The following is a 25058-nucleotide window of genomic DNA, read 5'->3' on the forward strand; positions in this document are numbered from 1 at the left end:
AAGAGCGCTCATTGAGCGCTCTTTTTTTATTTCAGTAAACTAAACAGAGATTATGGCTGAGTATGTTTGGCAAAAACTTCTGGCATTTTTTCTTTGATCACTTCAGCTAGCTTTTCATATCGCGCTTTAAGTGGCGAGCCTGGACGATAGGCTAATGTGATCAAACGCGTTGGCTGAGGATGTTTCGCTGCGATATAACACACCCCATCACGGCAATGCTCTTTCGGGCTTGCTAATTGTGGTAGTAACGTAATGCCACTGCCCGCTGCAACCATGTTACGTAACGTTTCTAAACTGGTGGCTTTAAAGCGACCGTCATCACGCGCGCCTGCTGCAAAACAAAAACCAAGAGCTTGATTACGTAAACAGTGTCCGTCTTCTAGCATCAATAAACTTTCGCCGTGCAACAAAGACATATCAATATCTTTTTCACTCGCCCATTTATGTGTTTCAGGCACAGCTAACATCATCGGCTCATCATAGAGCGGCAACTCAATGAACGGTTCACTTTCTTTTACCGCAGCTAAAATAATGCAGTCTAATTTGCCTTCTTCTAACTGTTGTACCAATTGATGAGTTTGCGCTTCATGTAAAAAAAGTTCTAACTCAGGAAATGCTTCTTTCAAACTTGGGATAATTTGCGGTAGAAGGTACGGACCAACCGTTGGAATAAAACCAATATGCAGCGGTCCCGACATACTTTCTCCTTGCACACTAGCAAGTTCTGTAAGTATTTTGACTTCAAGCAACACTTTCTGCGCTTGAGCGACTAAACTCAGACCTGCGTCAGTGAACAATACTCGACGGCTAGTTCTTTCTAATAATGAAACACCTAGCTCATCTTCTAGTTTTCTAATTTGTCCACTTAATGTGGGCTGGCTGACGTAACAGGCTTCGGCTGCTTTACGAAAATGTTTGTGCTCAGAAAGAGCAACAAGATATTCCAGATCACGAATATTCATTAGCATGTCTTATAATAGGATTTGACTATTGAAACCATAGCAGTAAACGATTGGAGCTATCAAGAGTAAAGTTACATAATAACTACAGTAAACGGAGCAAGTGATTAAACACTCCGATTACATCAGACTCATTTATATTTTTAAGGGATTACATTATGTTCGCATCTAAAGAAGGTCAGGCTGTACCACAAGTTACTTTCCACACACGCAAAGGTGATCAGTGGGTTGACGTAACAACTGAAGATTTATTCGCTAATAAGACCGTTGTCGTATTTAGTCTACCTGGCGCATTTACACCAACATGTTCTTCAAGCCACTTACCTCGTTACAACGAGTTAGCCCCAGTATTTGCTGAGAATGGTGTGGATGACATCCTATGTGTATCGGTAAACGATACGTTCGTAATGAATGCATGGAAAGCCGATCAACACGCTGAAAACATCACTTTCATTCCCGATGGTAATGGTGAGTTCACGAAAGGCATGGGCATGCTTGTTGAGAAAGATGACCTAGGTTTTGGTGCGCGTTCATGGCGTTACAGCATGCTAGTTAAAAATGGTGTTGTTGAAAAAATGTTCGTTGAAAACGAAGAGCCAGGCGACCCATTCAAAGTGTCTGACGCAGACACTATGCTGAAGTACATCGCACCAGAACAAAAGCTACAAGAATCAATTACCGTATTCTCTAAACCTGGTTGCCCTTTCTGTGTGAAAGCAAAACAGAACTTGATCGACAAAGGTCTACAGTATGAAGAAATTATTCTAGGCAAGGATGCGACAACCGTTTCTTTACGTGCAATTACGGGTCGTAGTACTGTTCCTCAGGTATTCATCGGTGGTAAACACATCGGTGGTAGCGAAGAGCTAGAAACTTACCTAGGCTAAGTTTTGAAGTATTGTCTGGATTGTGGTCCAGATTGTTCATCAATTAAAACCTGCCGTTTAATTGGTGAGCCAAAACAAAACCGCAACAACTCTCCAAATAAAAAGCCCTCTAATGAGGGCTTTTTTTGATCTAGATAATTGGCATAGTCATCGTTAAGCAACATTAACCGTCGGAATTCGCTGCTCTTGATCCAATCGCACTTCAAGCGCGACTTCATCACAGGCATGTTGACGCGGACAACGATCGCAATCTTTCATTACCTTTTCTGGCAGTAATGATTTTGATGTCGGGGTAAAGCCACGCTTCATAAAGAACTCAGGAACACGTGTTAGTACAAAGACTTTCTTAATTGCCATTTGTTCAGCTTTTTCAAGCAAGTGCTCAACAATGGCTTTACCTTGCCCTTGTTGCTGCCAACCCGCTTCAACACCTAGCGAACGAATTTCCGCAAGCCCTGAATCATAGACATATAACGACGCACAACCTGTGACGACACCATGATGCTCCGCAACCGCAAATGAGCCAATATCTCGGACTAATTCGTTTCGGTTACGTGGTAGGTTTTCACCCAGCCCCGCCCAGTACACCACCATACCTTCAATCGCATCAAGATCCGTTAAACGAGCACCACGCACTTTCACACTTGGCGAATAACGTTTCTCTAACCTTTTTTCAGCCTGACCAATGGCGTAATCCACTTGATTGGGTGCCACACCACCCAGTGCACAACGCTTATCTAAACACGATTCAATAGTCAGAATTGGATATACATCGTCATCAATTACTTCAGAGAATTGCTTCATCTCCTCAAGTGATAACTCTTCTAGTGCGCAACCTTTAGCAATGGCAGCAACCACAGCAACACCAACAATATGGTGTGCTTCACGGAATGGAATGCCTTTCGCCACTAAGTAATCTGCAAGCTCTGTCGCATTCGAGTAACCTTGCATAGCCGCTTCTAAAGTACGGTCTTTGTTAACCTTGATGCCATCAAAACACAACGCCGCCATTTCCATACAGTCATGCCAACTATCGAGGGCATCAAACAAGCCTTCTTTGTCTTCTTGCATATCTTTGTTATACGCAAGCGGTAACGCCTTCACTGTCATCATCATGCCAGTCATCGCGCCATAAACACGCCCACATTTACCACGAATAAGCTCTAATGCATCTGGGTTTTTCTTCTGTGGCATCAAAGATGATCCTGATGTCACCGTATCTGCCAGCTCAATAAAGTTAGATTCACCTGAGTTGTAGAAGATCAAATCTTCTGCCATACGTGATAGATGCAGCATAGAAATAGAAGCGGTAGAAAGCAGCTCCATCACATGATCGCGATCAGAGACTGAATCCAAGCTATTACGTGTTGCACGGTGGAAGCCTAAGCTATGCGCCAGCACTTCACGATCAATCGGATAGGCTGTACCTGCCAATGCGCCAGAGCCTAACGGACAGGTGTCTAAACGTTCGAGGGCATCAGTTAAACGAGAATAATCACGCTCAAACATTTCAACATAGGCTAAGCACCAATGGGCAAATGTCACAGGCTGAGCACGTTGCAAGTGAGTGTAGCCCGGTAGAACTGTAGCTTGATGAGCACGGGCGACTGTCACTAACTGCTGCTGTAAGCGGTCTAGCATTAATAGCAATTGCTGACCTTGCTGACGACACCATAATTTTAAATCGGTCGCCACCTGATCATTACGTGAACGTCCGGTATGAAGCTTTTTACCAAGATCACCGACTTTGGCAATCAGCTGTTGCTCGACCCAACTATGAATATCTTCCGCATCTGAGCATAAAATTTGCTCCGGATCTTCCATCACAGCGAGCTTTAGTTCATTCAATGCTAACTCAAGCTTTTGCTGCTCTTGCTCAGTTAATACATCGACCTGACGTAGGGCTTTAGACCATGCGATTGAGCCAACAATATCTTGTTCTGCTAGACGATAGTCAAAACGCAGTGAATCATTGAATTGTTTAAACCGTGTGTCAGCTGCCTGACTAAAACGTCCGCCCCATAATGCCATGGTACCTCTCCTTTGCTCTACGTATCGACTTGCTTATCTTGTTATGGCGTGATCAAACGGGGCTTAAGTAGGGAGCCCCGTGATTGTTTTGGTTATTTCTTTTGGCTATTTAAAGCACGAATACGACTTGCTAGTGAGTAAAGACGAATGAAACCGCCAGCATGGCTGTGATCATAAACATCATCTTCACCAAAGGTCGCAAACTCTTCAGAATATAAGCTGTTAGTTGAGCGTTTCTGAATCACGGTTGCTTGACCTTTGTACAGTTTAACAACCACTTCACCACTCACATCTTTTGCTAGCTCATCAGCCGCTGCAATTAATGACTGGCATAATGGCGTAAACCAACGACCATCATAAATAAGGTGCGACGCTTTAAGACCTAGCGTTTGACGGAAATCGAACGATTCTTTATCCAGTACGAGCTGCTCAACCGCACGTAGCGCTTCCATCATAATTGTGCCCCCTGGTGTTTCATAACAACCACGAGACTTCATACCTACTAAGCGGTTTTCTACGATATCGATACGACCAACACCATGCTCGATACCTTTTTCATTGAGGTACGTTAGCACGTTGTATGGCGTCATTGCTTCACCATCAACCGCAACCACTTCACCTTGTTCAATCTTAAGTGTTACCGTTTCAGCTTGATCTGGTGCTTGCTCTGGATCTTTTGTCCAAACCCAACACAAATCGTTTGGTGCATTCCACGTATCTTCTAGCACCCCACCTTCTGTTGATACGTGCCAAGCATTCGCATCACGAGAGTAAATTTTTTCAAGCGATGCGGTACATGGAATATCACGCTCAGCAAGGTAATCTAACAGTGCTTCACGACTACGTAGATCCCATTCACGCCAAGGAGCAATCACTTTAAGCTGTGGTGCTAGTGCGGCAAATGCACCTTCAAAACGTACCTGATCGTTACCTTTACCAGTACAACCGTGACATAACGCATCAGCACCCACTTCTAATGCACATTCAACTTGTGCTTTAGCAATAATTGGACGCGCCATTGAAGTACCCAGTAGGTATTTACCTTCGTACACCGCACCAGTTTTTAGTGATGGATAGATATAATCTTTCACCATCTCTTCTTTAAGATCGGCGATATAACAAGATGAAGCTCCTGAAGCCAATGCTTTTTCTTCAATACCGACCAACTCTTCTTCGCCTTGACCCACATCGGCCACGAATGCGACAACTTCACAGTCATAGTTTTCTTTCAACCATGGAATGATAGCCGATGTATCTAAACCGCCAGAATAGGCTAATACAACTTTATTAATCTTGCTCATGTGCTGTTCTCCTTATCAGCCTTGCGGTTATTCCGTTTAGGCGATGTGCTAAATATTGTTAACTTAATTTCAATTACAACGTAAATTTGGTACCGATGCTCTCGCCAGCAAATAGTGCTGTTAATTTTTCAGGGGAACGCCAACTCGCCACTTCAATAGGACGGCCTAGCGCTTTTGCGGCATCAAATGCGGCGCGTACTTTGACAATCATGCCATCGGTGATCACCGCTTGTTCAATTAACGATTCAGCCTCAGCTTCTGTTAACGCTTCAATTAACTGCCCTTCACCATCTAATACACCACTCACATCAGAGAGTAATACCAATTCACCATCAACGGCGGCGGCAACGGCAACGGCGGCTTGGTCGGCATTAACATTCATCAGCTCGCCCTGCCCATCTAAACCAATTGAGCTAATGATCGGCATATAACCCGAAGCCATGATTTGTGTGATCAATGCGCCATTACCCGGCTTAGCGTTACCCACTGAACCTAATTCAGGATCTAATTGCGTCACTTGGCATAAACCCCCATCGGCCAGACTGAGCCCGACTGCTTTTACGCCAGACTTAATCGCCTGTCCTTGAAGTAATTTGTTCGCAGTTCCTGCTAATGCACCAGCAATAACAGCAATTTGATCACTAGGCGTTACGCGTAAACCTTGTTTTTTCACTGTCGGTAGTTGCAGTTTTGTCATTAAGTCATCAACCAAATAACCGCCACCGTGCACTAACATTAATGGACGCTGCGAATTAGCTTGATAATGATCAATCGCCGAAAATAACTTTTCTAAGGTTTCTGTACATGAAAGTACTGCACCACCTAATTTAATGACCAATGGAACCTGACTCATCATCGAACTCCTACACTAAAGCGGTTAATTGTGGGAAACCATTTCGAATATTTATGCACTGCATCGCTTGCGAAGAAGCCCCTTTTAAAAGGTTATCAATCGCTGATGTTAAAATGATATGTTGACCATCCACGTGCCAACCAATATCACAGAAACAAGTACCCACTACATTTTGCAAACGTGCCGCTTGTGTTCCTAAAAGACGTACCGCATGTTTATCTGCTGTAGATGCATATGCTAGGTTCAATGCTTCCGTTACCTGCTCTAGCGTAACGCCTTGTGCTAGCTTCGCTGTAATCGTTGCAAGAATGCCACGTTTAAAATTGCCAAGATGGGGGGTAAAAATAACGTCGCGACCTAGATGAGTACTGATTTCAGGTTGATGACGGTGGGAAAATAAACCGTAAGCTTGGAGACTTACTTCACAGAAGCTATTTGTCATGGTCGCTTTTCTACCAGCACCAGATACCCCACTGACCGCATTGATCACTGGCCACTGCTCGGTATCAAGTAAACCGGCTTCAATTAATGGTTTAAGCGCTAATTGTGATGCGGTTGGATAACAGCCCGGAACGGCAATTAATTGAGCTTTAGCAATGGCATCATGATTCCATTCAGCTAACCCATAAACCGCTTGTTCAAGCCAATTTGAGTACTGGTGTTCAAAACCATAATACTGGGTATAGAAATCATCACCTTTGACACGAAACGCACCGGATAAATCAAAAACCTGACACCCTTCGTTAAGGAAACTAGCAGCAAGGTCATGGCTGACTTGGTGGGCTGTGGCAAGTAAGACAACATCAGCATTTTTAGCAATATCACTTGGACTGATTAACGGTTGTAACGGTAAATCAACAATGCCTTTCAATTGACCATGCAAATCACTTAACGGTTTACCCGCATCAAGGCTATTTTCAGAAACAAATAAACCCGCAAGTTCTAAATGAGGATGCTTAACCACCATTTTCGCAAGTTCTGCACCGGTATAGCCACTTGCACCGATAATTAAAGTCTTTAACATTACAAATTCCATTTTTAGTCTAATGATTGTTGTTACCGTTTAGGCGCAAAACTGGCTTGAGTCTTTATTTTTCGCAGCAGTAACGTGTAACAAGGAGTGCTGAAAACAGCAAATATGAGGGGCGCATACGCACCAAGCGAATATGACTTAGCGTCGTCGGAAGGTATGAGTAAAAAGCTTCGCTTGGTTCATGTTAAAACATCCTAAATTAACAATGGAGACCCGGCATTCCTTGCTCAGGTTACGGCTAAATAAAGCAATAAATTATTCGTTTGCGTTGCATTTATATGTTTACTGATTAATTAACGTACTGTCAACAGAAAAGCCTTAAAAACCTCACTTTAGCCATCCTTTTTAAAACTTTTTATTCATCTTTTTGTAACATTTTCATCATTCATCGATTTGACATCAGTTTGAGACAATATTATTACTAACTGTTATTTGTTAGCAAACGAGCAATAATGAAACAAAATTACAGACTTCAATCGCATTTATGACCAAAATCAAAGTAGAGTGGTTTTAACACTTATAAATGTAATGATAGTTGACCTCAAAGTGAGATCACGGCTAGATTGTCTGTTAGAAGTTTAAATTGGATGTAACTAAATTACGAGATGGATGCGATATGAATGAGAAATACAGCACGTTAAAAAGTAACGTAAGTATGCTAGGCCACCTGCTTGGTAATACCATTAAAACGGCACATGGTGACGAACTGTTAGATAAAGTCGAAACTATTCGTAAACTATCTAAATCAGCACATTCTGGTAGTGAAGAAGATCGTGCAAAGCTTATCGATGAGCTACAGAACTTACCCGATGATCAATTACTTCCAGTTGCTCGCGCCTTTAGCCAATTCCTAAATCTCACGAATATTGCAGAGCAATACCATACTATCTCTCGTCAATGTGAAACCACACTATGCAGCCCTAATGCACTCGATGAGCTATTTAATAAGCTGACCGATAATGACGTCAATCAGCTTGATTCTATTGAAGCGGTTCGTGAACTAAATATTGATTTGGTGCTAACAGCACACCCAACAGAAATCGCCCGACGTACCATGATTCACAAATTGGTACAGATTAATAAATGTTTATCTCAATTAGAACTTAGCGAGCTATCAACCTCTGAACGCGCGCGTATCGAACAGCGCCTGGAACAGCTTATTGCCCAAGCATGGCACTCCGATGTTATTCGTCAGCAACGCCCAACCCCGATTGATGAAGCCAAATGGGGCTATGCCGTTATTGAAAATTCACTATGGCAAGCTGTACCAGAATTTCTTCGCCTATTTGATGAAAAATTACAGCAACATCTTGGCGAAGCCCTACCTCTTGACGCATCACCTGTCACCTTCTCATCTTGGATGGGTGGAGACCGAGATGGTAACCCATTTGTTACCTCGAAAGTGACACGTGAAGTGCTCGCTTTATCACGCTGGAAAGCGGCAGATCTTTACCTCAATGATATTCAAGAGTTAATCAACGAATTATCCATGACTCAGTGTAACGAGACGGTGCGTGAGCTTGCAGGCGAAGAGCATGAACCTTACCGCGCGATTCTAAAGCAACTACGTAATAAGCTGCTTCACACTCGTGACAATCTTGATGCGAAGATTCATGGTCAGAAACCCGCCTCCGATATTATTATTGAAGATATTGCAGAGCTGTGGGATCCACTGTATGCGTGTTACCAATCATTGCATGAGTGTGGCATGGCTATCATTGCTGATGGTCTACTGCTTGACACATTACGTCGCGTTAAATGTTTTGGCGTACACTTAGTCCGTTTAGATATTCGTCAAGAAAGTACTCGTCATTCAGATGTAATTTCAGAGCTTACTCGTTACCTTGGACTGGGTGATTACGACCAATGGAGCGAGCAAGATAAAATTGCTTTCCTTGTTCGTGAACTATCATCAAAACGCCCACTCCTTCCTCGTGATTGGGAGCCATCGGCAGAAGTTAAAGAGGTCATTGAAACCTGTAAAACTATTGCTGAACAATCCCGTGAAGCATTAGGTTCATACGTCATTTCAATGGCGCGAACGGCCTCTGATGTACTTGCTGTTCACTTACTACTGCAAGAAGCGGGCTGTCCATTTAGAATGGATGTCTGTCCATTATTCGAAACCCTTGATGATTTGAATAATGGTGCAGATGTGATTGAGCAACTACTGAATATTGACTGGTATCGTGGCTTTATTCAAAACCACCAAATGGTCATGATCGGCTACTCAGATTCAGCTAAAGATGCGGGTGTAATGTCTGCAGGTTGGGCGCAATATAGCGCAATGGAAAAACTGGTTGATGTTTGCGAACAAGCTGGCGTTGAAATCACCCTATTCCATGGCCGTGGCGGTAGTATTGGTCGTGGTGGTGCACCAGCTCACGCTGCACTGTTATCCCAACCACCACGCAGCTTAAAAGGTGGCTTACGTGTAACCGAACAGGGCGAAATGATCCGCTTTAAGTTAGGTTTACCAGAAGTCGCTATCAATAGTTTAAGCCTTTACGCGAGTGCAACACTGGAAGCTAATCTACTTCCGCCTCCAGCACCTAAACAAGAATGGCGTGAACTGATGGATGTGTTGTCTGAAGTCTCTTGTGAAGCTTATCGTAATGTTGTACGTGTTGATCCTGAATTTGTTCCTTACTTCCGTGCTGCGACGCCTGAACTTGAATTAGGTAAACTGCCTCTTGGTTCTCGTCCAGCGAAACGTAACCCGCAAGGTGGTGTAGAGAGCTTACGTGCGATCCCATGGATTTTTGCATGGAGTCAAAACCGCCTATTGCTACCCGCATGGCTGGGTGCTGGTGAAGCTATTCAGTATTCAATCAACAACGGCCACACGAAATTGTTAGAAGAGATGTGCCGAGAATGGCCTTTCTTCTCGACACGTCTAGGTATGCTTGAAATGGTTTACACCAAAACCAATATAGGTATTGCTAAATACTATGACGAGCGTCTAACAGATGAATCTCTATGGCCATTAGGTCAAAAGCTTCGTGATCAATTAGGTAAAGATATTAAGGCCGTATTAACGGTTGAAAATAGCGATCACTTAATGGAACAAGACCCTTGGGGCGCAGAATCAATTCGATTACGCAACATTTATGTTGAGCCTCTTAATATGCTACAAGCAGAACTGTTATATCGAACTCGACAGCAGGAAGAGTTGCCTCCTGCACTTGAAGAAGCCTTAATGGTTACTATTGCTGGTATTGCAACAGGTATGCGAAATACTGGATAGCAAATTGCAATAATTAATAAGGGTCATTTGATGGCCCTTTTTTTTCCCGTTATTTATCGATATGTTAAGAAAAATCTTTTTTGTCTCAATATTGATACAGCATAAAGTTTCTTAACAGAGCTATGATAGTTATAACTTCGATATGAGCAATGATGTATAAGATTGTTTAAGCCTTTAATGGTGCGAGTGATTTTTCGCTATCGAAGTAAGGTCACAAGATAATAAATTTGCAAGCCCGTACATCAGATATTTCATCTTGATGTATCGATATTAAGCAAATTAATGATATTGTATGCGGTCTCAACCGAACTATAAGATATTAAGATTATAAATAAAAAACGCCATTACGAAGCGTATGTAATCTAGTTCAGTTGTTATTTTTATTTGACGTATTTAACGGATAGAAGAGATGTCACTACCACACGTAATTTTAACCGTGCTGAGCAACAGAGAAGCAACGGGTTATGATATAACTAAAGAGTTTTCTCATAGTATTGGCTATTTTTGGAAAGCGAGTCACCAACAGGTGTATCGTGAACTGAATAAGATGGCGACTAATGATCAAGTAACATGTCGACTTGAGCCTCAAGAGGGTAAACCTGATCGTAAAGTCTATGCCATTACAGATGCCGGTCGCCAAGCACTCTTTAATTGGTTTGAAGAACCTGCACGTAATCCCACAACTCGCGATGAGTTCTCAGCAAAGCTGTTAGTTTGTGGTGTTCACAATTCAGAGCCAATGCAAAAGCAACTTGCTGCATTGATCGATGAATCTCAAACACTGATCGGCCATTACAAAGAGCTAGAAAAAATTCATTTCAGCGATTATAAGTCAATGGACCGCCAACAACGCTTAGATCGTTTAACACTTCGTCGTGGTTTACATAACCGCCAAGCTTGGATTGACTGGGCTGAAGAAGTGCTTATTGAGCTAAAAGATATGGACAGTAACGGCAGCCCTGTTGCGCTGTAGTTCTTTATCTCTCTCATAAAATAAATAAACCGCAGTTTACTGCGGTTTATTTTTTACAACACAAACCAATCGCAACGCTGCTTTTAAAAAATAAAAAGCCCGCTAACAATAAGCGGGCTTTAAAATTTTATCAAACCGTTACAGTAAACAGGCCAGACGATTTATATCTGATAATAATGCACCAGCAGTTACATCACGCCCCGCTCCAGGTCCTCGAATCACTAACGGATTATCACGGTACCAATGGCTTTCAATGGCAAAGATATTATCGCACGGAAGCAAATTAGCTAGCGCGTGCTCTTGGGGTAAGGCTTCAACACCAACATAAGCGTTGCCATGGCGATCTAAACGAGCTACATAACGCAGCACTTTGTCTTCCTCTCGCGCACTTTCTAATCGCTCAGCTAAAATCTCATCGAGCACTTGAGTTTGTTCAAAAAACTGCTCAACAGATAATACTGCCAGTTCGCTTGGGACTAAGCTTTCAACTTTAACCTGTTCAGGCTCAATTTCTAGGCCTGATTCACGGGCTAATATCACGAGCTTACGCATCACATCACTGCCATCTAAATCATGGCGAGGATCAGGTTCAGTGAGTCCTTGTTGCCACGCTTGTTCTACTAACTCAGAAAATGGCACGCTGCCATCATACTGTTGGAACAACCAAGACAAGGTGCCTGAGAAAATACCAGAAACAGCGATGATCTGATCGCCACTCTCTCGTAAATCACGGACAGTATGATTCACCGGAAGCCCAGCACCAACCGTCGCGTTATACAACCAATGACGGCTACTTTTCGCAAACGCATCAATCACCGCATGATAATCTTTACTGCTCGCAGAGCCCGCCACTTTATTGGCTGAAATTAAGTGCAAACCGTGTTCTGCTATTTCTGCATAACGCTTTGACAGCTCGGAACTTGCAGTGACATCAAGCACAATCACATCGTCATAATCAGCACTCGCAAGATGAGAGAAAAGCACACCCTCTTGATACTCTATGGCTTCTTGTTCAAATTGTGTCAGTGCTAGCGAAGGATCGATACCTGTAAAGTTCATCCAACAACGACGACTATCGAGTACCCCTATTAAAGTAAAACTTAAACCATGACGTTTTTCTAACGCTGATTTCTCTCGGTCGAATAATTCAAGCCAACGGGTGCCAATATTGCCTTTACCACAAAGTACTAGCCCTACTCGTTTTTGAGCTTGAAAGAGCGCTTGGTGAATATCACTAACCAAGCTTTCAGTTTCGACATGGCGCAATACAGCAACCAAACTTAATCCCGAATCCGCTTCTGTCATAAACTCAACCGGTAAGCCTTTTAACTGCTGATAAAAGCCATGACAGTGGATAGGGTTATTGATCACCCCAGCGCCCACAGCAGCAACCATTGAGAAGCCTTCTCGCAACCGTAATTCGGCAGGTGTTCCGCTATCTTGCAGTAAATTTAATACGTCATTCACCACCTCTCGAGTATAAGCCAACATAATACGGCCTTTACTCTGCTCTAGGCTTTGCGCTAAAGGCGCTAATTGATGGCGCGACAATAAACGCTCAACGTCTTCGCGTACATGTTGAACATCCATACCTCGTGGTACATCAACTTCAATCAAACACACGTCATCAAGCGAAGAGACAATTTTTGCCCCTCGACCCGATGCCAGAACACGCTCTACTCGCGTAGAGCCTGATTCAGGTTGATGACTACAACGCAATGTTAAATCTATCGCACTTTGTGCCACCGGTTGTAACGTACGGCTATGCAAAACAGGGGCAGCAAGGCGAGCAAGCTCATTAGCTTCATCTAATCGTAATAACGGTAATAGGCAGGCATCGCTAACTTTACGTGGATCAGCACTATAGACTCCAGCCACATCACTCCAAATCGTGACTCGAGAAACATCTGCTAATGCACCAATGATTGTCGCAGAGTAATCTGAACCATTACGACCAAGTAAGACAGTTTCCCCTTGCTCATTTTGAGCCATAAAGCCTGTGATCACTAAGCGGTGATGGCTATGTTGTGCAAACTGCTGTTGTAATAATGGCTTCGACGATCGGCTATCGACTTCTGGCTGTGCGGCATGTTCGGCACGTAAAAATAACCGAGAATCCAAATCTGTGGCGGGTAAGTCACGCTGGCACAGTAATGCCGCTAATAATCGCGCAGACCATACTTCACCATACCCTTGAATGGTGCCTCGAAGTGCTGGGCTAATAGGGCTTTCACCATAACGAGCAATGGTTGATAAATCATCATGTAGTAATTCAATCAAACGTTCTGCTGTCGGCGAATAAAGCAAAGACTCAATTAATTGTTGCTGATAACTGCGGACAGATAACAAGGTTTCATGGGCTTGACGACCATCTTTTTCTAATTGCGCTAACCATAATATAAGTTGGTTTGTTGTCTTTCCCGCGGCTGACACAACAATTAAATCTTCATTGTTTGAATACTCCGCCAGAATATCCGCTACTCGGCGATAGCACTCAGGATCAGCTAAGCTACTACCGCCAAATTTATGTAATTGGCGTAATGCTTTTGTCATTAGTGAGCCTCCGCCGCGAGTTTAAAGGCTTGATCAAGATCTTCTATTAAATCACTAGGGTCTTCAAGACCAACCGAAAGACGTAATAATGAGGTGGTGATCCCCGCTTCTGCCTGTGCTTCATCAGACATTGCACGGTGAGTCATACTTGATGGATGCGCAATTAAGCTCTCAGTACCACCTAATGATTCTGCCAGTGAAAACAGCTTTAACTCTTTCACAAACACTTCTAGTTGGGCTTGATCACCCGCAAACTCAAAACTCATCATAGAGCCAAAACCTTTTTGCTGACGTTTGGCAATCTCATGACCAGGATGGGATGGAAGGCTTGGATGATAAATAGTACCCACCATCGCTTGTTGCTGAAGGTAACTTAATACCGCGGTACCATTCTCTTCATGCATTCTCATACGCGGTGATAATGTACGTAGACCTCGCAGAGTTAGGTAAGCATCAAATGGTGCGCCAGTCGCACCAATACAGTTCGCCCACCAAGCAATATTTTCTGCCATTTCGGCATCTTTTGAAATCAGTACCCCACCAACCACATCCGAGTGACCATTGAGGTACTTGGTTGTTGAGTGAACAACAAAGTCGGCACCTAATTCAATTGGTTGTTGTAATAGTGGCGATAAGAAAGTGTTATCGACAGCAACAAGACAACCCACGGCTTTTGCTTGCTGACACAGCGCCGCAATATCAATCACACGCACTAATGGGTTAGACGGCGTTTCAACCCAGATTAGTTTAGGTTTTTTCGCTAAAGCCGCTGTAAGTGCTTCTTGATCCGATTGGTCAACGAACTCAACCTTAAAGTCACCTTTATTGGCACGAGTATTAAATAATCGATAGGTACCGCCATAACAATCATGCGGCGCAACAATCAAATCATCAGGACCTAATAATGCAGTAACCAATAAATTCATCGCAGCTGTACCACAACTGGTGACAACACCACCCGCACCGCCTTCCATCTCACTAAGCGCGTCAGCTAACGTATTTCTAGTTGGGTTACCTGAACGAGAATAATCATATTGCGGTACTTCGCCAAAAGCTGGAAAGCTATAGGTCGACGTTAAATAAATAGGAGGAACAACAGCATTATATTGAGAGTCAACATCAATACCGGTTCTTACTGCAATTGTCGCCAGTCGCTTATCACTCATACAAACATTCCTTGTCGGGGCAGGATTTAACCCAAGATAGTAAATTTATAACAACTTTAACCACTACAAAACAAGACGTCAACACATCTGGACGTCTATATGTCTTTGCTTATGGCAGTAAATCCCGCTAAAATTCAGCCATAACAAAATAATGGTAACAACCTTACTGTAATTTTTCTGTTCAATACGGGACAAAACCGCGATGTTCACGTAATATCGCCGCCCTACAATCCCCGTTGCTAACAGAAAATGTTGATTCCTGTTACCACCATTATTAACCCAATATCGCTGAGAAGGTAAAACATGGCAAAGTGGAATGGCGAATATATTAGCCCTTACGCGGAACACGGTAAGAAAAACGAACAAGTAAAAAAAATTACTGTTTCGATTCCATTAAAGGTGCTTAAGATTCTGACTGATGAACGTACTCGTCGTCAGGTGAATAACCTTCGCCACGCAACAAATAGTGAATTACTTTGTGAAGCCTTTCTGCATGCCTACACAGGTCAACCGCTTCCCACTGATGATGACATTCGTAAAGATCGCCCAGACGATCTACCTGCAGAAGCAAAAGCATTAATGGACGCAATGGGCATTAGCTACGAAGACATTAATGAATAATTATTGCAGTACTATGTCTACAAAAAAACCAGCCTAACAGCTGGTTTTTATTTTTTTGTCATCAATAGAATAGCGCGATTACACTTCCATATATCCCATTGGCATCTCAATACGCGCGACACCTGAATCAATGGCTGCTTGTGCAACTGCTTTTGCGACACGCGGTAATAAACGTGGATCCATCGGTTTTGGAATAATATATTCTCGGCCAAATTCAAGCTGTGATACACCCGCAGCCTCAAGCACACTTTGTGGTACTGGCTCTTTCGCTAACTCTCTAATTGCATGAACGGCTGCTAATTTCATTTCATCATTAATTTGACTTGCACGCACATCCAATGCACCGCGGAAAATAAACGGGAAACATAGAACGTTATTTACTTGGTTAGGATAATCAGATCGTCCCGTTCCCATAATTAAATCATCTCTAACTTGATGAGCTAATTCAGGCTTTATTTCAGGATCAGGGTTAGAGCAAGCAAATACAATAGGGTTTTCAGCCATTAGTGCTAGCGCTTCAGGTGGTAATAAATCAGGGCCTGATACACCAACGAAAATATCGGCTCCCGCAATCACATCTTCTAATGTGCGCTTATCGGTATTGTTAGCAAATAGCTGCTTATATTCATTTATATCATCACGGCGAGTATGAATAACGCCTTTACGATCGAGCATGTAAATTTTTTCACGTTGCGCGCCACATTTGATCAAGAGCTCCATACACGCAACAGCAGCAGCCCCCGCACCTAAACACACAATCACCGCTTCACTAATATCTTTGCCTTGTAACTCTATGGCATTGAGCATACCAGCAGCGGTGACAATAGCCGTACCATGCTGATCATCGTGAAATACCGGAACATTACAACGCTCAATTAAGCGCTGTTCGATCTCAAAACAATCTGGCGCTTTAATATCTTCTAAATTAATACCACCAAAAGTATCGGCAATATTTGCGACAGTATCAACGAACTCATCAATAGTGCGATGTTTGACTTCAATATCAATCGAATCAATACCTGCAAAGCGCTTAAAAAGTAATGATTTCCCTTCCATAACAGGCTTAGAAGCTAACGGGCCTAAATTACCAAGACCTAAAATAGCGGTGCCATTGGTGATCACCGCAACTATATTCCCTTTTGCGGTATATTTGTAAACGTTATCAGGATCTTGAGCGATTTCCCTTACGGGCTCAGCAACACCTGGGCTATACGCTAAAGCAAGATCTTCAACCGTATTTGCTGGCTTTGTCAGTGCAACGGCTATTTTTCCAGGAGTAGGAAGGGAATGGTAATCTAGAGCTTGTTGACGAAAATCTTCGGTCATAGTGATATTTGAGCCTCAACGCTGACATTTATAATGGCAAATTACATCTATGTGTAATTCGTATTTGTTATTAAATCATATGCCATTAAGTATTAATTTCCCAGCTGATAGCTAACAGTTATTCTTCACATATTTTATTGAGACATAAAAAAAGGGATGCTTTCGCATCCCTTTTTTCTAAATTCATCTGGCAAGTAATTACTTGCTAGTAAGCGCACCGAAACGCTTGTTGAATTTGTCAACACGGCCGCCAGAACTAACTTGACGTTGCTTACCAGTGTAGAATGGGTGGCACTTGTCGCATACATCAAGGTTGATGTCTTTACCCATAGTAGAGTTAAATACGAAAGTGTTGCCACAAGAACAACGTGCGTTTACTGCTTTGTACTCAGGATGAATACCTTGTTTCATGGGATAACCTCAAAATAAAGGCCGTGTCGCTCTCCCGATCCAAAGCCGGGCACCACACGTCGTTAAAAAATAGCTTGTCACATTATGTGACAAATCAGGCGGCGTATAGTAATCAATCATCCCGCGGAGATCAATACAGATGCCGATTTTTCACGCGTAATTTCTTTGTACCACACCGCGTTCTTCACCTATCAGACTTAACAGCACTTATCGAGTATCACTTGGTCTGGTATTATTCAACACAAGCTCAATGACTGCAGTAAATTATGATCCCGAATATCGCTCGAGTCGCTCTCCCTATTCCCCTAGATAAAACCTTTGATTATTTAATCAAACCCAACGACCTACCTATTGTCGGCGGGCGTGTGCAGGTTCCTTTCGGGCGTCAACGATTAATCGGTATCGTTACCGCACTGACAAATAGCTCTGAGTTTCCTATCGAACAACTAAAAGCTATTCAAAAAGTCATAGATAAAGCACCACTGTGGATGCCGCCATTATTCGATTTGCTCAAATGGGCTAGTCAGTATTATCAGTACCCACTTGGCGATACGCTGGCTAATGCAATGCCGGCATTATTGCGAAAAGGACGTGAAGCCTCACAAACCACCCTGAAATTTTGGGCATTAACAGAAGCGGGAAAATCACAACCGCTAAATGGCCTAACCCGCGCGCCCAAACAAGCCCAAATACTGCGTCTACTACAAAACGGAGCTGTCAGTCATTATGCACTATTGAGCGAAGAAGTGAGCTCTACGACCTTAAAAACGTTAGCGAATAAAGGCTGGATCATTGAACAACAGCAACAACCCAAAAGCCAAAACTGGCAGAAACAGTTTTCTGTTACTGAAGAAAAACCACGTTTAAATGAAGAACAAGCGTTAGCCATTGCGACCGTGAATAGTAACCCTGAGTTTGGCTGTTATCTTTTAGAAGGGGTAACGGGCTCAGGCAAAACAGAAGTATATCTTAACTTGCTAGAGCCGGTGCTTGCCGCAGGTAAACAAGCACTCATCTTAGTACCTGAGATTGGCTTAACCCCTCAGACGATTAACCGCTTTCGCCGTCGTTTTAATGTGCCTTTAGAAACGGTTCACTCAGGGCTAAACGACAGCGAGCGTATGGCTGCATGGCTTGCAGGTCGAGATAATCAAGCGGGGATCATCATCGGGACGCGATCTGCATTATTCACCCCCTTTGCAAACCTTGGCATCATCATTGTCGATGAAGAACATGACGCGTCTTATAAACAACAAGATAGCTTACGTTATCATGCTCGCGATCTTGCCGTTATGCGCGCCAATAAAGAAAACATCCCGATTATTTTAGGCTCTGCGACACCAGCATTAGAAACCTTACATAATGCGAAAACAGGTAAGTATCATCATTTAACCTTAACTAAACGTGCGGGTAACGCCCAATTGGCGCGTCATGGCGTGATTGATGTTAAAGGTCTATATCTTGATGCTGGATTATCTGCACCACTTATCGCTGAGATGCGTAAACACTTAAATGCGGGTAATCAGGTGATGTTATTTCTTAATCGTCGTGGTTTTTCACCTGCGATGATGTGCCATGAATGTGGTTGGATCGCCGAATGTCATCGTTGTGATGCTTATTACACCTTACACCAGCAATCTGGAGAACTGCGTTGTCACCATTGTGCAACTCAGCGTCCTATCATGCCGCAATGTGAGCAATGTGGTTCGACGCAATTATTGCCCGTCGGTGTCGGTACAGAGCAATTAGAAAATCAACTCGCCACCCTATTTCCTGAATTTAAGACGGTGCGCATTGATCGCGATAGCACGCGTCGTAAAGGGGCTTTAGAAAACTATCTCGAAGCAATTAAAAATAATGAGTATCAGATTTTAATTGGTACTCAAATGCTAGCAAAAGGACACCATTTTCCAAATGTCACTTTAGTCGCCTTAATTGATGTTGATAGCGCACTGTTTAGTAACGATTTCCGCGCATCCGAACGTTTAGCACAATTGTTTATTCAAGTTGCAGGACGCGCAGGACGTGCGAGTAAACCGGGCGAAGTGTTATTGCAAACTCACCACCCAGAGCATCAACTATTACAATCATTGCTTCATAAAGGCTATGGCGTTTTCTCACAAACCGCATTAGTTGAACGCCAGCAAGCTATGTTACCGCCCTATACTCACCTTGTCTTAATACGGGCGGAAGCGAATGACAGTGATACTGTTTGCCAACTATTACAGCAAATCCGTGGCATTTTTGAATCCAGCCCCGTTTATGATCAAGATTGCTGCGTATTAGGGCCCAACCCTGCTCCTCTTGCCCGTCGTGCTGGACGTTATCGTTGGCAATTAATTTTACAAACCCCTAATCGCAAAACCTTGCAACAGATACTCAGTATTGCCAAGCCTGCAATTCAATTACTGCCGTTAGCAAAAAAAGTACGTTGGTCGATTGATGTAGAGCCACAAGATTTAACTTAAGACCAACAATGCGACAAAACTCACATAGTGAATGTAATTTATGCTATTTGAGGCATGTTTAATCCCGTGTATACGCTCTACAATATCAATAGTATTGACTAATATCAGTCATTTACTGCTTCGCTGGTTTCCGTCTCAGTCCTTTTGACTTCGAGCCACCAGCCGCATAATAAGAGAGATTTAGATAAAAGAGGAAAGCAATATGGCGACAATGAAGGATGTTGCCCAGCTAGCCGGAGTTTCGACTGCAACGGTTTCCCGTGCGCTAATGAACCCGGAAAAAGTATCGGCTTCAACTCGTAAAAAAGTTGAGCAGGCTGTCATGGAAGCTGGCTACTCACCTAACTCACTTGCCCGTAATTTACGTCGCAATGAGTCAAAAACGATCGTAACTATCGTCCCTGATATTTGTGATCCTTACTTCACAGAGATTATTCGTGGTATCGAAGAAGCTGCAATGGAGTACGGTTACCTTGTATTGCTGGGCGACAGTGGTCAACAGAAAAAGCGTGAAAACTCATTTGTTAATTTAGTCTTTACTAAACAAGCTGATGGTATGTTATTACTGGGTACAGACTTACCTTTTGATGTCAGTAAACCAGAACAGAAGAACCTACCCCCCTTAGTGATGGCTTGTGAGTACGCACCCGAGTTAGAGTTGCCGACCATCCATATTGATAATCTCACCGCGGCATTTGAAGCAGTTAATTATCTAACACAAATGGGTCATAAGCGTATTGCGCAAATTACCGGCCCCGACCAAGCACCATTATCTCAATTCCGAAATCAGGGCTATCAACAAGCACTGCGTCGTGGTGGGATTACATTAAACCCAGCCTATACGGTGAAGGGTGATTTTAGCTTTGCTGCTGGCGCACGCGCAGTTACCGCATTGTTGTCGTTACCTGAGCCACCAACCGCACTGTTCTGTCATTCTGATGTGATGGCGATTGGCGCAATGCAGCAGGCAAAACGTCTTGGTCTTCGTGTTCCTCAAGATATTTCGATTGTTGGCTTTGATGATATTCAATTTGCTGAATATTGTGATCCACCATTAACCACCGTTTCTCAACCACGCTATGAGATTGGTCGTCAAGCAATGTTGATGTTACTTGAACTACTTAAAGGCAAGGAAGTACAAGCAGGATCTCGCTTACTTGATGCGAAACTGGTGATCCGTGAAAGTGCAGCCCCACCATCTCGATAGTCATAAAAAGACTGTGAGCTTATGAAATAATCATAAGTTCACAGTTTTTACATACTATTGACCTTAACCCACACATTAATAGTGATAAAAACTAGTCAGTATCATTCCAACTTTGTAACATAGAGTTCTTTCCTTCTCTCAACATATTTGTCTATCATCGTGGCTACTAAAGATTATGTAAAACGCGGACGCTCGCCGAAACCGGCAAATAAAAAAAGCAGTCCGAGTCGAAAAAAAGCCCCCGCCTCTAGTGGATTTCCAATCAAGTGGGCGGTCACCGCTATTGTATTAGTATTTGGACTTATTACTGGTTTATTCTTCTTATCTGGTACTGATGTTCCTGAAAAACCAGCACATAAAGATGAACCTTTAATTAGTGCAAAACCTCAACCCACTAATGAGGTTAAAAAAACCGCTAATAAAGAAGTTCTACCGCCAAAACCTGAAGAAAAATGGCGTTACATTCAAGAATTAGAAAATAAAAAAGTCATCGTGCCAGACGACTTGAAAAACCAACGTATGCAGCCAGTGGAAACAGAAACTGCAGCTAAAAAAACAGACACACCTAAACCGAAAGAGAACGCTCAAACTGCTAAGCCTGTGGTTACTGTAGACACAAAACCAAGTCCAGCCCAAAATCAGCCCGAGGCGACATCAAGTGTGCGCTTTGTATTGCAGTGTGGTGCTTACCGTAATAAATCACAAGCCGATGAACGTAAAGCAAAAATTGCATTCCAAGGCATGAATAGCCAACTTAAAATTAGCAGTGATGCAAAAGGAACCTGGTACCGTGTCGTATTAGGCCCTTACTCACAAAAAAGCAGTGCTGAAAAAGATAAAGCTAAACTACAAAATGGCGGTGTTTCACCGTGTGGTATTTGGCATTGGCAATAACTCTCCAAGGTTAGCCAAATAATCAGAAGGACGTACCTATGTACGTCCTTTTTTTATGTTAGATAAACGTAATAATAGCGACCAATTGACAGTTCATACTTGAAAAGCCTTTCTTTCATCCCCAGATCTTTTCACATTAACGTTACCGGCTATGCCGGAGCAGAACCAGAGAGGTTAACCCCGTGACAACTATTGTATCTGTACGTCGAAACGGTAAAGTCGTCATTGCTGGTGACGGCCAAGTATCACTTGGTAACACAGTAATGAAAGGCAACGCACGTAAAGTTCGCCGTCTATATAACAATAAAGTACTGGCAGGTTTTGCTGGCGGTACCGCTGATGCATTCACTCTATTTGAACGTTTTGAGCGTAAGCTTGAGATGCACCAAGGCCACCTTCTAAAATCGGCCGTAGAACTTGCCAAAGATTGGCGTACTGATCGCGCTCTGCGTAAGCTTGAAGCCTTGTTGGCCGTTGCCGATGAAACTGGCTCACTCATCATCACTGGTAATGGTGACGTTGTGCAACCAGAGCACGACTTAATTGCGATTGGCTCTGGCGGTAATTTCGCCCAAGCCGCAGCCACAGCATTGCTAGAAAATACCGATTTAGGTGCGCGAGAAATTGCAGAGAAAGCCCTGAATATTGCTGGTGATATTTGTGTGTTCACTAACCACAATCACACCATTGAAGAATTAGAAACTAAGTAAGGAAGTTGTAATGTCTGAAATGACTCCTCGCGAAATCGTTCATGAACTTAATCGCCATATTATCGGTCAAGACAAAGCGAAACGAGCAGTTGCGATTGCACTACGTAACCGCTGGCGTCGTATGCAACTTCCTGAAGAGTTGCGTGTTGAAGTAACGCCAAAAAATATTTTAATGATCGGCCCAACTGGGGTGGGTAAAACCGAGATTGCACGCCGCTTAGCGAAACTAGCTAACGCGCCTTTCATTAAAGTAGAAGCAACAAAATTCACCGAAGTGGGTTATGTTGGTAAAGAAGTCGAAACAATCATTCGCGATCTAACTGATGTAGCAGTAAAAATGACACATCAACAGGCGACTGAGAAAGTCCGTTTCCGTGCTGAAGAATTAGCAGAAGAGCGTATTTTAGATGCCCTTCTACCACCAGCGCGTGATGCTTGGGGTCAAAATGAAGAAGCCCCTGCAGAGTCGTCGACTCGTCAATCTTTCCGTAAAAAATTACGTGAAGGCAAGCTTGACGATAAAGAAATTGAAATGGACATTGCAGCACCTCAGATGGGTGTAGAGATCATGGCGCCTCCTGGTATGGAAGAAATGACCAACCAGCTACAGGGCATGTTCCAAAACCTTGCTGGCAATACCACTAAAAAGCGCAAGATGAAAATCAAAGACGCGCTAAAAGCTGCAACCGAAGAAGAAGCGGCGAAGTTAGTCAACCAAGAAGAGCTTAAAGAACAAGCCATTCATTCGGTTGAAAACAATGGTATCGTGTTCATCGATGAAATCGATAAAATTTGTAAGCGTGGCGAGTCTTCCGGTCCTGATGTTTCTCGTGAAGGTGTGCAGCGCGACTTACTCCCATTAGTCGAAGGCAGCACAGTATCAACCAAACACGGTATGGTTAAAACAGACCACATCCTGTTTGTTGCATCAGGCGCTTTCCAAGTGGCTAAGCCATCAGATTTGATCCCTGAATTGCAAGGTCGTTTACCTATTCGCGTTGAGCTTGAAGCGCTAACAAGTCACGACTTTAAACGAATTCTGACGGAGCCAAATGCATCGCTAACAGAGCAATACAAAGCATTAATGGCAACAGAATCAGTTGAAATCGAATTCACGGCTGACGGTATCGACAGCCTAGCGGATGCGGCATGGCAAGTGAATGAGCGTACTGAGAATATCGGTGCTCGTCGTCTGCATACCGTTATGGAGCGTCTAATGGAAGAAATTTCCTATGATGCAAGCGAAAAGTCTGGTGAGAAATTCACGATTGATGCCGCATATGTTAGCGAGCGTCTTGGTGAATTCGTACAAGATGAAGATTTAAGCCGCTTTATCCTGTAATAACATTGCCTTTCAGAAATAACGGTGCCTTGCGCACCGTTTTTTTTATTTTAGCAACTATTAATGGGATAAATTTGCGCCAATCCAAATTTTCGCCATAATAGCTATTCCCTCATTATTTAAGTACCTAGATTATGAAATCATCTTCATCACTTGCTATTTGGTTAGATGCAGCAAGACCGAAAACCTTGCCACTAGCCATCGCATCAATTGTATGCGGTAGTGCAGTGGCAGGATGGCATGGAAGTTTTTCTGCTTTAATTGCAGCGCTCGCTTTATTAACCGCCCTTTTGCTGCAAATTCTTTCTAACCTTGCTAATGATTACGGTGACGCTGTCAAAGGCACCGATAATGATGATCGTTTAGGACCTCAACGTGCGATTCAATCAGGATTAGTAACCCCGAAAGCCATGCGTACTGCCATGTTTGTCAACATTATTCTGACAGCAATCAGTGGCTTATCATTGATATTTTTTGCCTGTCATAATCCCCATGACATCATTGGCTTTATACTACTCGGCGCGCTAGCTATTGTTGCATCTATTGCCTATACCGTGGGTAATAAGCCCTACGGTTACCGTGGCTTAGGTGATTTATCAGTATTAATCTTTTTTGGCTGGTTGGGTGTTGCAGGCACTTACTACCTACAAGCTGGCAACATTGATTCAGTGATAATGTTACCGGCAACGGCCTGTGGTTTGCTCGCAGTGGGCGTTCTTAATATTAATAACCTACGTGATATTGATAACGACCGAGCTTATGGTAAGCAAACTTTGGTCGTACGAATGGGACCTGAATGGGGTCGTAAATACCACCTCTTCTTATTAGCAGCCAGTGTTGTATGTTTAACGCTTTTTTCTCTATTTGAAACAAAATCGCTATTCGGATGGCTATTTTTATTGAGTGTGCCACTACTATTTAAACATGGTCGTGCTGTTTATCATTCTAAAAATGGTGAAGAACTCCGCCCAATGATGGCAACCATGGTCAAATGTGCTTTACTGACGAATTTATTGTTTGCTCTTGGGATCATCTTGTCATAATTGCGAATTGCAATGACAGATCAACTGGTTATA

At 43.1% G+C, this 25058-nt stretch carries 19 protein-coding genes; 10 read left to right on the forward strand and 9 right to left on the reverse strand.

The genetic code is table 11. From position 1 onward, the window contains the following. Positions 1–50: 50 nt before the first annotated feature. Positions 51–962, reverse strand: coding sequence for a DNA-binding transcriptional regulator OxyR (gene oxyR, locus C9J46_RS09640; RefSeq protein WP_005371846.1), 912 nt, complete (start codon positions 960–962; stop codon positions 51–53). Positions 963–1117: 155 nt separating this feature from the next. Here oxyR and C9J46_RS09645 point away from each other — a divergent pair, with 155 nt between their 5' ends. After that, complete coding sequence (locus C9J46_RS09645) at positions 1118–1846, forward strand: glutathione peroxidase (RefSeq protein ID WP_107207490.1); 729 nt, start codon at positions 1118–1120, stop codon at positions 1844–1846. A 153-nt stretch (positions 1847–1999) separates the two neighbouring features. On the opposite strand, the gene argH is transcribed toward C9J46_RS09645, so the two are convergent. The 4 genes from argH to argC form a co-directional block, all read right to left on the reverse strand. After that, on the reverse strand, positions 2000–3877 hold the full coding sequence (argH, locus tag C9J46_RS09650; RefSeq protein ID WP_107247102.1) for an argininosuccinate lyase: 1878 nt from the start codon (positions 3875–3877) through the stop codon (positions 2000–2002). A gap of 92 nt (positions 3878–3969) precedes the next feature. Next, positions 3970–5178: an argininosuccinate synthase gene (locus C9J46_RS09655; RefSeq protein WP_045083862.1), complete on the reverse strand. Its 1209-nt coding sequence runs from the start codon at positions 5176–5178 to the stop codon at positions 3970–3972. 73 nt (positions 5179–5251) lie between these two features. Then, positions 5252–6031 carry an acetylglutamate kinase gene (argB, locus tag C9J46_RS09660; RefSeq protein WP_107207488.1) on the reverse strand — a complete coding sequence of 260 codons (780 nt, stop codon included), beginning with the start codon at positions 6029–6031 and terminating at the stop codon, positions 5252–5254. 10 nt (positions 6032–6041) lie between these two features. Beyond that, entirely contained in the window at positions 6042–7055 is a 1014-nt protein-coding gene (argC, locus tag C9J46_RS09665) for an N-acetyl-gamma-glutamyl-phosphate reductase (protein ID WP_107260635.1), read from the reverse strand. 625 nt (positions 7056–7680) lie between these two features. Between argC and ppc the strand changes: the two genes are divergently transcribed. Both ppc and C9J46_RS09675 read left to right on the forward strand, forming a co-directional pair. Next, complete coding sequence (gene ppc, locus C9J46_RS09670) at positions 7681–10311, forward strand: phosphoenolpyruvate carboxylase (protein ID WP_107247099.1); 2631 nt, start codon at positions 7681–7683, stop codon at positions 10309–10311. A gap of 409 nt (positions 10312–10720) precedes the next feature. Further along, entirely contained in the window at positions 10721–11284 is a 564-nt protein-coding gene (locus C9J46_RS09675; protein WP_107207485.1) for a PadR family transcriptional regulator, read from the forward strand. Between the two features lie 138 nt (positions 11285–11422). On the opposite strand, the gene C9J46_RS09680 is transcribed toward C9J46_RS09675, so the two are convergent. Both C9J46_RS09680 and C9J46_RS09685 read right to left on the reverse strand, forming a co-directional pair. Further along, positions 11423–13837, reverse strand: a complete 2415-nt coding sequence (locus C9J46_RS09680; protein ID WP_107290828.1) for a bifunctional aspartate kinase/homoserine dehydrogenase II — start codon at positions 13835–13837, stop codon at positions 11423–11425. Further along, positions 13837–15003 carry an O-succinylhomoserine (thiol)-lyase gene (locus C9J46_RS09685; RefSeq protein ID WP_107290829.1) on the reverse strand — a complete coding sequence of 389 codons (1167 nt, stop codon included), beginning with the start codon at positions 15001–15003 and terminating at the stop codon, positions 13837–13839. Before C9J46_RS09685 ends, C9J46_RS09680 begins: the two co-directional genes overlap by 1 nt. A gap of 303 nt (positions 15004–15306) precedes the next feature. Here C9J46_RS09685 and metJ point away from each other — a divergent pair, with 303 nt between their 5' ends. Continuing rightward, a complete protein-coding gene (metJ, locus tag C9J46_RS09690) occupies positions 15307–15624 on the forward strand; it encodes a met regulon transcriptional regulator MetJ (RefSeq protein ID WP_005371859.1) in 318 nt (105 codons plus the stop codon). Between the two features lie 78 nt (positions 15625–15702). On the opposite strand, the gene C9J46_RS09695 is transcribed toward metJ, so the two are convergent. After that, a complete protein-coding gene (locus C9J46_RS09695) occupies positions 15703–16950 on the reverse strand; it encodes a malic enzyme-like NAD(P)-binding protein (protein ID WP_107207482.1) in 1248 nt (415 codons plus the stop codon). A gap of 198 nt (positions 16951–17148) precedes the next feature. After that, positions 17149–17361, reverse strand: coding sequence for a 50S ribosomal protein L31 (gene rpmE / locus C9J46_RS09700; protein ID WP_105061118.1), 213 nt, complete (start codon positions 17359–17361; stop codon positions 17149–17151). 266 nt (positions 17362–17627) lie between these two features. On the opposite strand from rpmE, the gene priA reads away from it, so the two are divergent. The 6 genes from priA (at position 17628) to C9J46_RS09730 (ending at position 25025) form a co-directional block, all read left to right on the forward strand. Beyond that, positions 17628–19829, forward strand: coding sequence for a primosomal protein N' (gene priA, locus C9J46_RS09705; RefSeq protein WP_107290830.1), 2202 nt, complete (start codon positions 17628–17630; stop codon positions 19827–19829). Between the two features lie 184 nt (positions 19830–20013). After that, entirely contained in the window at positions 20014–21036 is a 1023-nt protein-coding gene (gene cytR, locus C9J46_RS09710) for a DNA-binding transcriptional regulator CytR (RefSeq protein WP_289844205.1), read from the forward strand. Positions 21037–21195: 159 nt separating this feature from the next. Beyond that, on the forward strand, positions 21196–21930 hold the full coding sequence (locus C9J46_RS09715) for an SPOR domain-containing protein (RefSeq protein ID WP_107290831.1): 735 nt from the start codon (positions 21196–21198) through the stop codon (positions 21928–21930). Between the two features lie 182 nt (positions 21931–22112). Then, positions 22113–22640 (forward strand): ATP-dependent protease subunit HslV, encoded by a 528-nt coding sequence (gene hslV, locus C9J46_RS09720; protein WP_005371875.1) that lies wholly within the window; start codon positions 22113–22115, stop codon positions 22638–22640. 10 nt (positions 22641–22650) lie between these two features. After that, the gene (gene hslU / locus C9J46_RS09725; RefSeq protein ID WP_107207479.1) at positions 22651–23982 is read left to right on the forward strand and encodes an HslU--HslV peptidase ATPase subunit; all 1332 of its coding nucleotides are present in this window, start codon (positions 22651–22653) and stop codon (positions 23980–23982) included. A 134-nt stretch (positions 23983–24116) separates the two neighbouring features. After that, on the forward strand, positions 24117–25025 hold the full coding sequence (locus tag C9J46_RS09730) for a 1,4-dihydroxy-2-naphthoate polyprenyltransferase (RefSeq protein ID WP_107207478.1): 909 nt from the start codon (positions 24117–24119) through the stop codon (positions 25023–25025). Positions 25026–25058: the final 33 nt, after the last annotated feature.

Source organism: Photobacterium sp. GB-36 (genome assembly GCF_003026135.1).
In the GTDB taxonomy this organism is placed as follows: domain Bacteria; phylum Pseudomonadota; class Gammaproteobacteria; order Enterobacterales; family Vibrionaceae; genus Photobacterium.